This window comes from Streptococcus hepaticus, from assembly GCF_043656315.1.
In the GTDB taxonomy this organism is placed as follows: Bacteria; Bacillota; Bacilli; order Lactobacillales; family Streptococcaceae; genus Streptococcus; species Streptococcus hepaticus.
Window position 1 is genome coordinate 1 of sequence record NZ_JBINIY010000018.1, and the last position, 15,958, is coordinate 15,958.

Genomic DNA, 15,958 nt, shown 5'->3' on the forward strand with positions numbered 1-15,958 from the left:
GGTCATAAAACCAAGTTTTTTACTTGGGCGCGTAGCTCAGATGGTTAGAGCGCACGCCTGATAAGCGTGAGGTCGGTGGTTCGATTCCACTCGTGCCCATACATATTGCATAATGGAGAATTACTCAAGAGGCTGAAGAGGACGGTTTGCTAAATCGTTAGGTCGGGTAACTGGCGCAAGGGTTCGAATCCCTTATTCTCCGTAGTTTGTGAGAGTATCTAGCGATATTCTCTTTTTTGTACTTATTTTGTTAATAGGGGTAGTATTATGAATCGTTATAAAAAGTCTAGATTGTTTATTCTTGTCTCTATAGTTAGTGTTCTATCATTTTCTTTACTTTTTTTAACGACCAAGAGTAATATGGAAATTCCACTGGTATCGTCAAGTGCAAGAAATATTGTTTCGGTTGCTAATGACATGTTGTCTGCGCCTGTCCGTTTTCTATCGGAACGTAAGGTATTTTTTCAAGATTTAATTGATGCATATAGTGAAAATCAGGAGTTGAAGAAGACTTTGTCAACTCTGAAAAATGAAGCTGCTGAAAATGAGACCTTGAAAAAAGAGAACGAGGGCCTAAAGGCTAGTTTGAATTTAGCTTCTGCTTCGGATGGTCAAGAAATGATAGGGGCTCTTGTTTCAGTACGTACTCCTGTAAGTTGGTTGAATAAAATGATTGTTAACAAGGGGAGTAATCAAGGTGTAAAATCGAATATGTTGGTGGTGGCTAACGGTGGAATTGTTGGTCTTGTAACAGATGTTGGAGAATCATCTTCGTCTGTACAGTTGTTTACAAGTTCGGCAGATTTTACGAAAGTTGCGGTGCGCATTTCGGTTGAAAATGAGTCGATTTATGGTATTTTGAGTGGCTATGATATTGAAAATAAGGCCTTTATTATCTCACAATTAAATTCTTCTGCGGATATTGCTGTTGGAAGTCAAGTGGTAACGAGTGATTTAGCGGGTGATATGGCTTCGAATTTGTTAGTTGGCCAGGTGAAATCTGTAAAAACCAGTAGCAATAATTTGAGTCGTGAACTATATGTTACTCCAGTAGCTGATTTTTCTGCTATTTATTCCGTTATGCTTGTAGGTGGCAGCAATGAATAAGAAGTATTTGTTTTACTTAAGTCCAGTCTTTGTACTACTTTCGTTTTTGATTGATGGGCAAGTTTCAACATTAGTAACAAATTGGCTTCCTGGTGCAATGACGGTTTCTTGTCATATAATTTTTATTCTATCTATCTTTTATAGTATTGATATGCCTTTAAGATGGCAATTAATCTTGTTTACTTTATTAGGTGCTTTATATGATCTCTACTATTTGAATATTTTAGGGATTGGTTTGACAATAATGCCACTGATGGTATATTTGATTTATTATTTTTACCAACAGTTAAAATTTAATTCTCTTTCAAATATAACCATTTTGTTAGTTGTTCTTTTTGGATTTGAATTTGGTAGTTTTTTACTGGGACGTCTCTTTCAGTTGACTAATTTGTCCATGTATATGTTTGTTTTTTATAATTTAGCTCCGACTTTGCTGTTTAATTGTTTGATTTTAGTGGTTGTTCAGCCATTTTTCAAAAAAATTTTTAGAATAACAAACAAGACATAGAAATGTAACAAACGCGTAACATATCAACGCGTTTTTTTTGTTATTATGGTATAGTCATAAAGATTAGAGGAGAGTTTTTGATTTATGAAGAAAAAAATCTTAGCTGCGGCTTTACTTAGTATCGTAGTATTGTCAAATGTTAGTAATTTCGCAGTAGTAAGTGCGGATGATGTAGACAGTAAAATTGCTGCACAAGATAGCAAAATTAGCTCAATCGAGTCACAACAGGCTTCTGCTCAAGCACAAGTAGATTCTTTGCAAGCAAAGGTTGATTCTATTGTAGCGGAACAAGCTAGTTTGAAAGCAGAAAATGAAAAATTAACTGCTGAATCAGAAGCTTTGAGTAAAGAAATTAAAAAATTGGCTGGTGATATTGTTTCACGTTCAGCCGCTCTAGAAGAGCAAGCACGTAGTGCACAAACAGATGCTTCTGCAACAAGCTATATCAATACTATTTTAGATTCAAAGAATATTGCTGATGCTGTGTCTCGCGTAAACGCAATGCGTGAAATTGTTTCAGCTAATAATAAAATGTTGCAACAACAAAAGGCAGATAAAGAAGCAATTGCTAAGAAGCAAGAGGCAAACCAAGTTGCTATCAATACTGTTGAAGCAAACTGGAAAAAATTGGATGACTCAGCTCAAGAATTAAAAACGCAACAAGCAAACTTGAAAGCTGCTCAATTGAGTTTGGCTGCTGAAAAAGCAACTGCTCAAGATGAGAAAAATTCCCTCCTTGCACAAAAAGCAGAAGCTGAAGCAGCTGCGAAGGCGGCAGCAGAAGCACAGGCTGCTTACTTGGCACAACAGGCTGAAGTAGCCGCTAGACAACAATCAACTGTAGCAGTACCAGCAGCGGCACCTAGTCAAGCAGTTGCAACAGAAGTTTCAACTGTAGCAGCACCAGCAGCGGCACCTACACCTGCACCAGCTCCTATTAGCTACTCAAATGGTGGTGTCAATACGTATCCAGTAGGTCAATGTACTTGGGGTGTTAAAGAACAACTTGGTTGGGTTGGTAATAACTGGGGTAATGCTAACCAATGGCTCTATTCTGCAGCTGCAGCGGGTCATTCTACAGGTTCTACTCCTCGTGTAGGCGCTATTGCTGTTTGGACGGCTGGTACATATGGTCACGTAGCAGTGGTTGTTGCTGTAAATGGTTCACAAATTCAAGTTCAAGAATCAAATTATGCAGGTAACATGTACGTTGGTAATTTCCGTGGTTGGTTTAACCCAGCAGCTGATGGCGTAGCAGGTTACATTTATCAATAATATTTCTAAAAGGCTGAGGGAATCCCAGTCTTTTTATTGTTAAGGAATAGATCCAGTAAATATAATTTGTACCTACTCTTTTCAAAAAAATGCTCAGAATTTTGTTTGAAAAATGTCCTAAAAAGCGTTAAAATGGTAGAGTAGAAATAAATAGGAGGCAGTCATGTCATTTTCTGACTTAAAACTCTTTGCCCTTTCGTCTAATCAGGAATTAGCTGCGAAAGTTGCAAGTAAAATTGGTCTTTCACTAGGAAAGTCCTCTGTTCGTCAATTTTCAGATGGTGAAATTCAAGTTAATATTGAGGAATCTATCCGTGGTGCTCATGTGTACATCCTTCAATCAACTAGCTCACCGGTAAATGATAATCTCATGGAAATTTTGATTATGGTTGATGCTTTGAAACGGGCATCAGCTGAGTCAGTGAATGTTGTTATCCCTTATTATGGTTATGCACGTCAAGACCGTAAAGCACGTGCACGTGAGCCAATTACGTCAAAATTGGTAGCAAATATGTTGGAAACTGCTGGTGTTGATCGTGTCTTAACAGTTGATCTACATGCGTCACAGATCCAAGGTTTCTTTGATATTCCTGTTGATCATTTGATGGGTGCTCCGCTGATTGCGGATTATTTTGAACGCCGCGGTATGGTGGGTGATGGTTATGTGGTCGTTTCACCTGACCATGGTGGTGTGACTCGTGCTCGTAAGTTAGCGCAATTCTTGAAAACACCGATTGCTATCATTGACAAACGTCGTAGTGTTGACAAAATGAATACTTCTGAAGTCATGAATATCATCGGAAATGTTGAAGGCAAGACTTGTATCTTGATTGACGATATGATTGATACTGCTGGAACTATTTGCCATGCGGCGAATGCTCTTGCGGAAGCTGGTGCGGTGGAAGTATATGCTTCATGTACTCATCCAGTTTTGTCTGGTCCAGCTATGGATAATATTACAAAATCAGCTATCAAGAAATTAGTGGTTCTAGATACAATTCAAATTCCAGAAGATCGTTTGATTGATAAGATTGAGCAGATTTCAACAGCAGAATTGTTGGCAGAAGCGATTATCCGTATTCATGAAAAACGTCCATTGTCTCCGCTTTTTGAGACAGCTAAAGATAAATAAGGAGAACTGGGGAGCATTCCTCAGTTTTTTTGATTTCCTGACAAATCTTTCTTTAGGCTTGTTAATTGTCTGAAAATTTCGTATGATAGTAGGAAAGAAAGTGAGAGGTATTTCTATGGATTTACAAGATCGTTTTAATAAAAATTTGAATCGGATTGAAGTATCGATGATTCGTCAGTTTGACCAGTCTATTTCAGATATTCCAGGTATTTTGAAATTGACTTTGGGAGAGCCAGATTTTACAACTCCTGATCATATTAAAGAAGCAGCTAAGGTTGCTATTGATGCAAATGAAAGCCATTATACTGGGATGTCAGGTCTGTTGGATTTACGTAAGGCAGCCACAGAGTTTGTATCGGAAAAATACAATCTTTCTTACCAGCCAGAAAATGAAATATTGGTAACAATTGGAGCAACAGAAGCCTTATCAGCTTCTTTAGTGGCTATTTTGGAGCCTGGAGATACGGTCTTGTTGCCAGCGCCAGCTTACCCAGGCTATGAACCAATTGTAAATATGGTAGGGGCAGACATTATTGAGATTGATACAACGGCAAATCAGTTTGTTTTGACGCCAGAAATGTTGGAAGAAGCTATCCTTGAACAGGGGGATAAGCTTAAAGCTGTTATTCTGAATTACCCAGCTAATCCGACAGGAGTGACTTATTCTCGCGAGCAAATTGCTGCTTTTGCAGAAGTATTGAAGAAATATCCTATTTTTGTCTTGTCAGACGAGGTTTATGCAGAGTTAACCTATACTGGTCAGCCACACACGTCAATTGCAGAATTTCTCCCAGATCAGACTATTCTTATCCAAGGCTTGTCCAAGTCCCATGCTATGACCGGTTGGCGGATCGGGCTCATTATGGCTAAGGCAGAAATTGTTGCTCAACTCATTAAGAGTCATCAGTACTTGGTAACAGCGGCTTCAACGGCTATGCAATTCGGTGCCTTGGAGGCTTTGAAAAATGGGAAAGACGACGCTGTATCTATGCGAGAGGAATACCAAGTTCGTCGTGATTATATCATTGAAAAGATGACAGAACTAGGCTTTAAGATGATCAAGCCAGATGGTGCTTTTTATATCTTTGCTAAAATTCCTGCGGGTTATAATCAGGATTCCATGGCTTTCTTGCAGGAATTTGCTCGTAAAAAAGCTGTTGCTCTTATTCCTGGAGTGGCTTTTGGTCAATATGGTGAAGGTTATGTACGGATTTCTTATGCTGCTAGCATGGAGAAAATCCAAGAAGCGATGAAACGTTTGAAGGAATTTATGGAAGAAAATGGAGAGAATTGAGACTAGGGGCTTGGTCCTCTATAATCGAAATTTTCGAGAAGATGACAAACTGGTCAAAATTTTCACGGAGAAGGCTGGCAAACGGATGTTTTTCGTGAAACATGCTTCTAAGTCTAAGTTAGTTGCGGGTATTCAACCCTTGACTTTGGCTGATTTTATGGTCAAAATAAATGATGATGGTCTCAGCTATATTGAAGATTTTCATCAGGTTCAGCCTTTTAAGAAGATCAATGAGGATATTTTTCAGCTTAGCTATGCTTCTTATATCGTAGCCTTGGCGGATGCCTGTTTACAAGATAATGTTCATGATCCAGCTCTCTTTCGTTTTTTAGAGAGGACACTGGAATTGATGGAAGACGGACTAGATTATGAGGTATTGACCAATATTTTTGAAATTCAGCTTTTAGGACGATTCGGTGTGTCCTTGAATTTTCATGAGTGTGTATTTTGTCATCGCGTGGGACAGCCTTTTGATTTTTCCTATGCTTATTCAGGTTTACTTTGTCCTCAGCATTATCATGAGGATGAGAGACGGAGCCATTTGGATCCCAATGTTCCTTATCTGATTGATCAATTTCAAGCAATTTCGTTTGAAGATTTGAAGACAATTTCTCTTCAGCCAGAGATGAAGAAGAAATTGAGGCTTTTTATTGACCAATTGTATGAGGAATATGTAGGAATTCATCTTAAAAGTAAGAAATTTATCGATGATTTGCAGTCTTGGGGACAGGTCATGAAGGATTAAAATACGGATAGGATACTTGTTCCATGGTATAATGGGAAAAGAAATTCAGGAAAGAGGTAGATATGAAAAAAATTGCAGTAGATGCTATGGGCGGGGACAATGCCCCAAAGGCAATTGTTGAAGGAGTCAATCAAGCACTGGCAGCTTTTTCTGATATTGAAGTTCAGCTTTATGGGGATGAAAGTAAGATTAAACCCTATTTAACAGCTACAGAGCGAGTGACGATTATTCATACTGATGAAAAAATTAACTCGGATGATGAGCCAGCAAAGGCTATTCGTCGCAAGAAAAATGCTTCGATGGTTTTGGCAGCTAAAGCAGTGAAGGACGGACAAGCAGATGCAGTTTTGTCAGCTGGAAATACAGGTGCTCTTTTAGTAGCAGGTATTTTTGTAGTTGGTCGCATCAAGGGAATTAGTCGTCCTGGTTTATTGTCAACTCTGCCTACAACAGATGGTCGGGGTTTTGATATGCTTGATTTAGGCGCAAATGCGGAAAGTACAGCTGAGCATTTACATCAGTATGCTGTTTTGGGATCTTTCTATGCTGAGAATGTTCGTGGAATTGCCAAGCCTCGTGTCGGACTATTGAACAATGGAACAGAAGAAACTAAGGGTGATCCGCTTCGTAAGGAAACTTTTACCCTTTTGTCGCAAGAACCGTCTATTCATTTCATTGGAAATGTGGAGGCACGTGACCTCATGTCTGGTGTAGCTGATGTAGTGGTGACAGATGGTTTCACGGGAAACGCTGTACTCAAATCTATTGAAGGGACTGCTATTGGGATTATGGGACAGCTTAAATCTGCCATTGACGGTGGTGGTTGGAAAGCCAAAATAGGTTATCTTTTCCTTAAAGATAGTTTGCGGACCATGAAGAAGTCTCTTGATTATTCAGATGCAGGCGGTGCAGTACTTTTTGGGTTGAATGCGCCAGTAGTTAAAGCACATGGTTCCAGTGATGCTAAGGCGATTTTCTCAACTATTCGCCAAGTACGAACTATGCTAGAAACACAGGTTGTGGCAAAATCTGTTGAAAAATTCTCAGTAGTGGGGGAAGGCAATGAGTAGAGATGAGCTGTTTGAAAAAATGTTAGAGCTAATTGATACCGAAAAACGAGCTCAATTAGGTATTACCATGAATACAGAAATTGCTAGTTTTGCAGAGGATTCTGTAGAATTGATGGAACTGATTGTGACTGTTGAAGATGTCTTTCATGTGGAGATTCCAGATGAAGCCATCGAAAGTTTTGTAAGTTTATCAGATTTAGTAGATTATATTATTGAACAGAAATAACGTCCGTATTTTACGGACGTTATTTTTTATATATCCAAAAAAGTCTGCTTTTTATTTGTTTTTAAGAACTTGTGTGCTATAATCAAATTAAATAAGGGTGAAAGGCGAATAAAAAATGAAAAAAGAACTGATTTATTCAGGTAAAGCTAAAGATATTTACAGTACAGAAGATGAGCATTTGATTATTTCGGTCTATAAAGATCAAGCAACTATGCTGAATGGATCCCGCAAAGAGACGATTGACGGGAAAGCAGTGTTGAATAATCAGATTTCATCTTTTATTTTCCAAAAATTGAATGCTGCAGGCGTGGCAACGCATTTTGTGGAGATGTTATCAGAAACCGAACAATTGAATCAAAAGGTTGAGATTATTCCTTTGGAAGTCGTTCTTCGTAATGTGACGGCTGGTTCCTTCTCAAAACGTTTTGGTGTTGAGGAAGGGATTGAACTGGCTAGCCCAATCGTGGAATTCTACTATAAGAAAGATGAGTTGGATGATCCCTTTATCAATGATGAACATGTCAAGTTCTTGGACATTGCTACTGATGAAGAAATTGCCTACATCAAGGAAGAAACTCGTCGTATCAATGAGCTTTTGAAAGAATGGTTTGATCAGATTGGTCTTCGTTTGATTGACTTTAAATTGGAATTTGGTAAGGATGTCAATGGCACGATTATCTTGGCTGATGAATTTTCACCAGATAATTGCCGTCTGTGGGATGCTGAAGGTAATCACATGGATAAGGATGTTTTTCGTCGTGACCTTGGTAGTTTGACGGATGTTTACAAGGTTGTACTTGAAAAATTACAGGGATTGAAATAGGACAAGGATAATAGTAAAAACTGTCTGCACAATCTAAGAAAATATCAAAAAAGAATTAGGATTAATCATGGATAAACGTATTTTTGTTGAGAAGAAGGCTGATTTTGGGATTAAGTCTCAGGCGCTTTTGAAGGAATTGACGCATAATCTTCAGTTAACGACCTTGTCTGACCTTCATATTGTTCAGGTTTATGATGTCTTCAATTTGGAGGAAGACTTGATTGAGCGTGCAGAGAAGTACATTTTTTCTGAGCAGGTGACGGATATAGTCTTAGAAGCGTCAGCTCTTGAGGCAGACCTTGCTAATTGGGCATTCTTTGCTATTGAAGCTCTTCCAGGTCAGTTTGACCAGCGCGCTGCTAGCTCGCAGGAAGCACTTTTCTTGCTTGGAGCCAAGGAGTCTAAGGTAAACACAGCGCAGCTTTATTTGCTTAATAAAGACATTTCAGAGGCGGAATTGGCGGCGGTCAAGAACTATTTGCTCAACCCAGTTGACTCTCGCTTTAAGGATGTGACGGTGGCCATTGCACCGCAGGAATTTTCGTCTTCAGACAAGACCATTCCTAACTTGGAGATTTTTGAGACTTACACGGCGGACGATTTTACGGTCTATAAGGCAGAGCAAGGATTGGCTATGGAAGTGGATGATCTGCTCTTAATCCAGGATTATTTCAAGTCAATTGATCGCGTGCCAACTGAAACTGAGCTCAAGGTTTTGGACACTTATTGGTCTGACCACTGCCGTCACACGACTTTTGAGACGGAGTTGAAACATATTGATTTCTCAGCTTCTAAATTCCAAAAACAATTACAAGCGACTTATGACAAATACATTGCCATGCGGGATGAATTAGGGCGTTCTGATAAGCCGCAGACGCTCATGGACATGGCGACGATCTTTGGTCGCTACGAGCGTGCCAATGGCCGTCTGGATGACATGGAAGTGTCTGATGAAATTAATGCCTGCTCGGTAGAAATTGAAGTGGATGTTGATGGGGTTAAAGAGCCTTGGTTGCTCATGTTCAAGAATGAGACCCACAATCACCCAACGGAAATTGAGCCATTTGGTGGAGCGGCAACTTGTATCGGCGGTGCCATTCGTGACCCATTATCTGGGCGCTCTTATGTTTACCAAGCTATGCGGATTTCTGGCGCAGGCGATATTACGACGCCAATCGCAGAGACGCGCGTTGGGAAATTGCCACAACAAGTCATTTCGAAAACTGCGGCGTACGGCTATTCTTCCTATGGAAACCAAATCGGTCTAGCGACGACTTATGTGCGTGAATACTTCCACCCAGGTTTTGTGGCTAAACGCATGGAGCTTGGTGCAGTTGTTGGTGCAGCACCTAAGGAAAATGTGGTCCGTGAAAAACCAGAAGCTGGCGATGTGGTTATCCTCCTCGGTGGGAAAACAGGTCGTGATGGTGTCGGTGGTGCAACAGGGTCTTCTAAGGTTCAAACGGTTGAATCGGTGGAAACGGCTGGAGCAGAAGTCCAAAAAGGGAATGCCATCGAAGAACGTAAGATTCAACGCCTCTTCCGTAACGGTGACGTCACTCGTCTCATCAAGAAATCAAATGACTTCGGTGCTGGTGGTGTCTGCGTAGCTATCGGTGAATTGGCTGACGGGCTTGAAATTGATTTGGACAAGGTGCCACTCAAATATGCTGGACTTAACGGAACAGAAATTGCCATCTCAGAATCACAAGAACGCATGTCTGTAGTGGTTTGTCCAAGTGATATCGATGCCTTTATTGCAGCATGCGCCAAGGAAAATATTGATGCTGTTGTTGTAGCAACAGTAACGGAAAAACCAAACTTGGTCATGACTTGGAATGGTCAGACTATTGTTGACATTGAGCGCAGCTTCCTTGATACAAACGGTGTGCGCGTGGTTGTTGACGCTAAGGTCGTTGATAAGGCTGTTGCGCTTCCAGGACAACTGGAAACGTCAGCTGAGACCCTTGAAGCTGATGCGCTAGCTATGCTTTCAGACCTCAACCATGCTAGTCAAAAAGGTTTACAAACCATCTTTGATAGCTCAGTTGGTCGTTCAACGGTCAATCATCCAATCGGTGGTCGTTACCAAATCACGCCGACAGAAGCCTCTGTACAGAAATTGCCAGTTGAGCATGGGGTGACCAAGACAGCTTCTGTTATGGCACAAGGGTTTAACCCTTATCTTGCGGAGTGGTCACCTTACCACGGGGCAGCCTATGCGGTGGTTGAAGCGGCAGCCCGCTTGGTGGCGACAGGTGCTAACTGGTCTAAAGCCCGCTTCTCTTACCAAGAATATTTCGAGCGTATGGACAAACAGGAAGAGCGCTTTGGTCAACCTGTGTCAGCTCTTCTTGGGTCTATTGAAGCTCAAATCCAGCTTGGTCTCCCATCAATCGGTGGTAAGGACTCTATGTCTGGTACCTTTGAAGACTTGACAGTACCACCAACCTTGGTTGCCTTCGGTGTGACAACAGCTAATAGCGACAAGGTTCTTTCTCCAGAGTTCAAAGAGGCTGGTCAGCACATTTATTACCTTGCAGGGCCTACTCTTGGTCAAGACATTGACTTTGACACCATCAAGGCTAACTTTACAACCTTTGAAAACATCCAAGCTGAGCATCAGATTACAGCAGCTTCAGCTATTAAATACGGCGGTCTCCTTGAAAGCCTTGCCCTCATGACCTTTGGTAACCGTATCGGGGCTTCTGTCAATGTGGCAGATCTTGACAAGATCTTGACAGCGCAACTTGGTGGTTTCGTCTTTACCTCAGATGAAGAGATTGCTGGCGCGGTTAAAATCGGTGAGACAACCGCTGACTTTACAGTAACTGTCAACGATATTGTCCTATCAGGTGACAAGCTACTCTCAGCCTTTGAAGGTACTCTTGAAGAGATTTACCCAACAGAATTTGAGCAAAGCACCGCACTTGAAGAAGTGCCAGAGGTGGTCTCAGATGCAGTGATTAAGGCTCAAAAAACCATTGAAAAACCTTTGGTTTACATTCCAGTCTTCCCTGGTACCAATTCAGAATACGATTCTGCCAAGGCTTTTGAACAAGCGGGCGCAGCCGTGAACTTGGTGCCATTCGTAACATTGAACGAAACAGCCATTGCTCATTCGGTTGAGGCCATGGTTGACCATATAGGTCAAGCTAATATCATCTTCTTTGCTGGTGGCTTCTCAGCGGCGGATGAACCAGATGGTTCGGCTAAATTTATCGTCAATATATTGCTCAATGACAAGGTCCGCGCAGCTATTGACGCCTTTATCGCCAAAGGTGGTCTGATCATCGGTATCTGTAATGGTTTCCAAGCCCTTGTTAAATCTGGTTTGCTACCTTACGGTAATTTTGAAGAAGCTGGTGCGACGAGCCCAACTCTTTTCTACAACGACGCTAACCAACACGTGGCTAAGATGGTTGAAACGCGTGTCGCTAATACTAATTCGCCATGGTTGGCAGGTGTCAAGGTGGGTGATATTCACGCGATCCCAGTGTCACACGGTGAAGGGAAGTTTGTGGTAACGGCTGAGGAATTTGCGGAGCTTCGTGACAATGGTCAAATCTGGAGCCAGTACGTTGACTTTGACGGTCAACCAAGCATGGACAGCAAGTACAATCCAAATGGTTCAGTCAATGCTATCGAGGGAATCACAAGCAAGAATGGTCAAATCATCGGTAAGATGGGTCACTCAGAACGCTGGGAAGAAGGCCTCTTCCAAAACATCCCAGGCAACAAAGATCAACACCTCTTTGAATCAGCAGTCCGTTACTTTACAGAGAGAATTAGTCCGATGGGCTAATTCTGCCTGAGCTTAGAAATAGAAGAGCGAAGGGACTTGATGTTTAGAGGTGGTAGTTTGTAAGGAGCTCACTTACTCCGATACGCCACCACCTAAAAAAATATCAAAACAAACAATATTAGGAAAAAACAATGACATATGAAGTAAAATCATTAAACGAAGAATGTGGGATCTTTGGTGTCTGGGGACATCCTCAGGCAGCACAACTGACCTATTTTGGTCTCCACAGTCTTCAACACCGTGGTCAGGAAGGAGCTGGGATTGTTACCAATGATAATGGCAAACTCCTTCAGCACCGCGACACCGGTCTTCTTTCAGAAGTCTTTAAAAATCCTGCTGATTTGGAAAAACTGACAGGATCTGCAGCTATTGGCCATGTTCGCTATGCGACAGCTGGGGCTGCATCTATCAACAACGTGCAACCCTTCCTTTACAACTTTACGAATGAGCAGCTCGGCCTTTGCCATAATGGAAATTTAACTAATGCCATTTCGCTCAAGAAAGAATTGGAAGCGCAAGGGGCTATCTTTAATGCTTCGTCAGATACTGAGATTCTCATGCATTTGATTCGTCGTAGTCATAATCCTGACTTTATGGGTAAGGTTAAAGAGGCGCTCAATACGGTTAAGGGTGGTTTTGCTTATCTTCTTTTGACGGAGGATAAGTTGATTGCTGCGCTTGATCCAAATGGTTTCCGTCCCTTGTCAATCGGTCAAATGGCTAATGGTGCTTGGGTCATTTCCAGTGAAACCTGTGCTTTCGAAGTGGTTGGTGCCAAATGGCTGCTCGATGTCATGCCAGGTGAAGTGATTATTATTGATGACAATGGCATCAAGTATGATACTTACACAACAGATACGCAATTGGCGGTTTGTTCCATGGAGTATGTCTACTTTGCTCGCCCTGACTCAACCATTCACGGGGTCAATGTTCATACGGCGCGTAAAAATATGGGACGTCGGTTGGCACAAGAATTTAAACATGAAGCAGACATCGTTGTTGGGGTGCCGAATTCCTCTCTTTCTGCAGCCATGGGCTTCGCGGAAGAATCAGGCTTGCCAAATGAGATGGGCTTGGTCAAGAACCAATATACCCAACGGACCTTTATTCAGCCAACGCAAGAATTGCGTGAACAAGGCGTGCGCATGAAATTATCAGCAGTGTCTGGTGTTGTCAAAGACAAGCGTGTGGTCATGATTGATGATTCCATCGTTCGTGGAACAACCTCACGTCGCATCGTGCAACTTCTGCGTGAGGCGGGGGCAAAAGAAGTTCATGTGGCTATTGGTAGCCCAGAACTCAAGTACCCTTGTTTTTATGGGATTGATATTCAGACCCGCCGTGAATTGATTTCAGCTAATCATAGTGCGGATGAAGTTTGTGAAATTATTGGTGCGGATAGCCTGACTTATTTGTCCTTGGAAGGCATGATTGAATCTATTGGCATTGAAACAGATGCGCCAAATGGTGGACTCTGCGTGGCTTATTTTGATGGGGATTACCCAACGCCACTTTACGATTACGAAGAAGCCTACCTCAAGAGTTTGGAAGAACAGGTTAGCTTCCACATTGACAATGTTAAGTAGCTCTGCTACTGACCAAAGGAGAAAAAGAAAATGACAGAAAAAAATGCTTACGCGAAATCAGGTGTTGATGTTGAGGCTGGTTACGAGGTTGTTGAGCGCATTAAGAAGCACGTAGCGCGTACGGAGCGTGCGGGTGTCATGGGTGCCCTTGGTGGTTTCGGAGGCATGTTTGACCTTTCAGCGACTGGGGTGAAAGAGCCGGTGCTTATCTCTGGTACAGATGGCGTGGGAACCAAGCTCATGCTGGCTATTAAATATGACAAGCATGATACCATCGGTCAAGACTGTGTGGCTATGTGTGTCAACGACATTATTGCAGCGGGCGCAGAGCCACTCTACTTCCTAGACTACATCGCAACGGGTAAAAATGAGCCAGCTAAATTGGAGCAGGTGGTTGCAGGTGTGGCAGAAGGTTGTGTTCAGTCTGGCGCTGCCCTCATCGGTGGTGAAACGGCTGAAATGCCTGGTATGTATGGCGAAGATGACTACGATTTGGCTGGTTTTGCGGTCGGTGTGGCTGAAAAATCACAAATCATCGATGGTTCAAAAGTGGCAGAAGGTGATATCCTTCTTGGGCTTGCTTCATCTGGTATCCATTCGAATGGATACTCACTTGTGCGTCGCGTCTTTGCGGAATACACAGGTGAAGAAGTTCTCCCTGAATTGGAAGGTCAGAAACTCAAGGATGTCCTCCTCGAGCCAACGCGTATCTATGTTAAAGCTCTGCTACCATTGATTAAGGAAGAATTGGTCAACGGTATTGCCCACATTACAGGCGGTGGCTTTATTGAAAATGTGCCTCGTATGTTTGCGGACAACTTAGCAGCTGAAATCGAAGAGGACAAGATCCCAGTTCTACCAATTTTCAAGGCCCTTGAGAAATACGGCGACATCAAACACCAAGAAATGTTTGAAATCTTCAATATGGGGATTGGCCTCATGCTGGCAGTGAGTCCAGAGAATGTGGCGCGTGTCAAAGAACTGTTGGACGAGCCTGCTTATGAGATTGGTCGGATTGTGGAAAAAATGGATACTAGTGTGGTGATTCGCTAATGGCCAAAAAAATTGCGGTATTTGCCAGCGGTTCTGGTTCCAATTTCCAAGTGATTGCCGAGCAGTTTCCAGTAGCATTTGTCTTTTCAGATAAGCGTGATGCTTATGTATTGGAGCGTGCCCAAAATTTGGGAGTTATGAGCTATGCCTTTGAACTCAAAGAATTTGAGAACAAGGCAGATTATGAACAAGCGATTGTTGAATTGCTCCGTGAGCATGAGATTGACTTGGTCGTATTGGCTGGTTATATGAAAATTGTCAGTAGCACCTTGCTATCAGCCTATGAAGGTCGTATCATCAATATCCACCCTGCCTATCTGCCAGAATTTCCAGGTGCCCATGGTATCGAAGACGCTTGGAATGCAGGCGTTTCTGAGAGTGGTGTAACCGTTCATTGGGTGGACTCGGGTGTGGATACAGGACAAATCATCAAACAGGTTCGCGTGCCATGTTTAGCAGATGACACCATCGAAACCTTCGAAGCTCGAATCCATGAAGCCGAGTACAAACTGTACCCAGAGGTGCTGGAAAGATTGGGAGTTGAAAAGAAATAGGATAATTTGTTACAATCAACCTATGAAAAGATTAAATAATTTATCGTCAGCTATCTCTTTGTTTCAAGACTGGCAAGAAACCATGATTTGGTCCTGTTTGCAGGGAGTGATGGGAGAAATTTGGGTTGATGATTCTGACAATCCCCAATCTGCCTTGGCAAAATTAGGAAAACAAGCTTCTTTTGGTTTTTTAGCGGGTCAACCTTGTCTTGAACTAATTGAATTTTGTCGTGGAGAGGATATTATTCTTGTACCACAGCATGAAGGTTGGCGCAAATTGATTGAGAAGACCTACGGAGATAAAGTGAAGGCTTTTACACGCTATGCGACCAAGAAGGGCACCGCATTTGACCGCAACAAATTAGAAGAATTTGTGACTAGCTTGCCAGAAGATTTTGAATTACAGTTTATGGACGAACAGCTATACAAAGTTTGTTTGACTGAAGAGTGGTCGCAAGATTTGGTTGCTAATTACGATGATTACCAGCGCTATTCTCAACTTGGACTAGGAGTTGTTGCCCTTTATCAGGGAAAGCTAGTGGCTGGTGCCTCGTCTTACTCAACCTATGAAAATGGGATTGAAATTGAGATAGATACTCACCCTGATTTTAGGCGAAAGGGTCTGGCAAAAGCTGTCGCAGCTCAGTTGATAGTGACTTGCCTAGACAGGGAGATCTACCCTAGCTGGGATGCCCATACGAAGACTTCGTTAGATTTGGCAGAGAAATTAGGCTATGAATTTTCACATGAATACAGAGCTTATGAAATGGATTGGTAGAA

At 42.1% G+C, this 15,958-nt stretch carries 14 protein-coding genes and 2 tRNA genes; all 16 read left to right on the forward strand.

What is annotated here, in order from left to right:
* Positions 1-25 precede the first annotated feature (25 nt).
* The 16 genes from ACHUFA_RS09790 (at position 26) to ACHUFA_RS09865 (ending at position 15,956) form a co-directional block, all read left to right on the forward strand.
* A tRNA-Ile gene (locus ACHUFA_RS09790) sits at positions 26-99 on the forward strand.
* A 15-nt stretch (positions 100-114) separates the two neighbouring features.
* Positions 115-202 (forward strand) — tRNA-Ser (locus tag ACHUFA_RS09795).
* A 65-nt stretch (positions 203-267) separates the two neighbouring features.
* Positions 268-1,107, forward strand: coding sequence for a rod shape-determining protein MreC (gene mreC / locus ACHUFA_RS09800; RefSeq protein WP_222348966.1), 840 nt, complete (start codon positions 268-270; stop codon positions 1,105-1,107).
* Positions 1,100-1,615 (forward strand): rod shape-determining protein MreD, encoded by a 516-nt coding sequence (gene mreD, locus ACHUFA_RS09805; RefSeq protein ID WP_394405813.1) that lies wholly within the window; start codon positions 1,100-1,102, stop codon positions 1,613-1,615. Before mreC ends, mreD begins: the two co-directional genes overlap by 8 nt.
* 84 nt (positions 1,616-1,699) lie before the next feature.
* A complete protein-coding gene (gene pcsB, locus ACHUFA_RS09810) occupies positions 1,700-2,890 on the forward strand; it encodes a peptidoglycan hydrolase PcsB (RefSeq protein WP_222348964.1) in 1,191 nt (396 codons plus the stop codon).
* 163 nt (positions 2,891-3,053) lie between these two features.
* Complete coding sequence (locus tag ACHUFA_RS09815; RefSeq protein WP_222348963.1) at positions 3,054-4,022, forward strand: ribose-phosphate diphosphokinase; 969 nt, start codon at positions 3,054-3,056, stop codon at positions 4,020-4,022.
* A 115-nt stretch (positions 4,023-4,137) separates the two neighbouring features.
* Positions 4,138-5,316, forward strand: coding sequence for a pyridoxal phosphate-dependent aminotransferase (locus ACHUFA_RS09820; RefSeq protein ID WP_394405816.1), 1,179 nt, complete (start codon positions 4,138-4,140; stop codon positions 5,314-5,316).
* Complete coding sequence (gene recO / locus ACHUFA_RS09825; protein ID WP_394405818.1) at positions 5,303-6,061, forward strand: DNA repair protein RecO; 759 nt, start codon at positions 5,303-5,305, stop codon at positions 6,059-6,061. The genes ACHUFA_RS09820 and recO overlap by 14 nt, the downstream gene beginning before the upstream one ends.
* 62 nt (positions 6,062-6,123) lie before the next feature.
* Positions 6,124-7,131: a phosphate acyltransferase PlsX gene (plsX, locus tag ACHUFA_RS09830; RefSeq protein ID WP_394405820.1), complete on the forward strand. Its 1,008-nt coding sequence runs from the start codon at positions 6,124-6,126 to the stop codon at positions 7,129-7,131.
* Positions 7,124-7,357, forward strand: a complete 234-nt coding sequence (locus ACHUFA_RS09835; protein WP_222348949.1) for a phosphopantetheine-binding protein — start codon at positions 7,124-7,126, stop codon at positions 7,355-7,357. Before plsX ends, ACHUFA_RS09835 begins: the two co-directional genes overlap by 8 nt.
* 115 nt (positions 7,358-7,472) lie before the next feature.
* Positions 7,473-8,180 (forward strand): phosphoribosylaminoimidazolesuccinocarboxamide synthase, encoded by a 708-nt coding sequence (gene purC / locus ACHUFA_RS09840; protein ID WP_394405822.1) that lies wholly within the window; start codon positions 7,473-7,475, stop codon positions 8,178-8,180.
* Between the two features lie 67 nt (positions 8,181-8,247).
* The gene (locus ACHUFA_RS09845) at positions 8,248-11,985 is read left to right on the forward strand and encodes a phosphoribosylformylglycinamidine synthase (RefSeq protein WP_394405824.1); all 3,738 of its coding nucleotides are present in this window, start codon (positions 8,248-8,250) and stop codon (positions 11,983-11,985) included.
* Positions 11,986-12,116: 131 nt separating this feature from the next.
* Positions 12,117-13,571, forward strand: a complete 1,455-nt coding sequence (gene purF, locus ACHUFA_RS09850; protein WP_222348946.1) for an amidophosphoribosyltransferase — start codon at positions 12,117-12,119, stop codon at positions 13,569-13,571.
* Between the two features lie 30 nt (positions 13,572-13,601).
* Positions 13,602-14,624: a phosphoribosylformylglycinamidine cyclo-ligase gene (gene purM, locus ACHUFA_RS09855; RefSeq protein WP_222348945.1), complete on the forward strand. Its 1,023-nt coding sequence runs from the start codon at positions 13,602-13,604 to the stop codon at positions 14,622-14,624.
* Positions 14,624-15,178, forward strand: a complete 555-nt coding sequence (gene purN / locus ACHUFA_RS09860; RefSeq protein WP_222348944.1) for a phosphoribosylglycinamide formyltransferase — start codon at positions 14,624-14,626, stop codon at positions 15,176-15,178. Before purM ends, purN begins: the two co-directional genes overlap by 1 nt.
* Before the next feature lie 22 nt (positions 15,179-15,200).
* The gene (locus ACHUFA_RS09865) at positions 15,201-15,956 is read left to right on the forward strand and encodes a GNAT family N-acetyltransferase (RefSeq protein ID WP_394405827.1); all 756 of its coding nucleotides are present in this window, start codon (positions 15,201-15,203) and stop codon (positions 15,954-15,956) included.
* Positions 15,957-15,958: the final 2 nt, after the last annotated feature.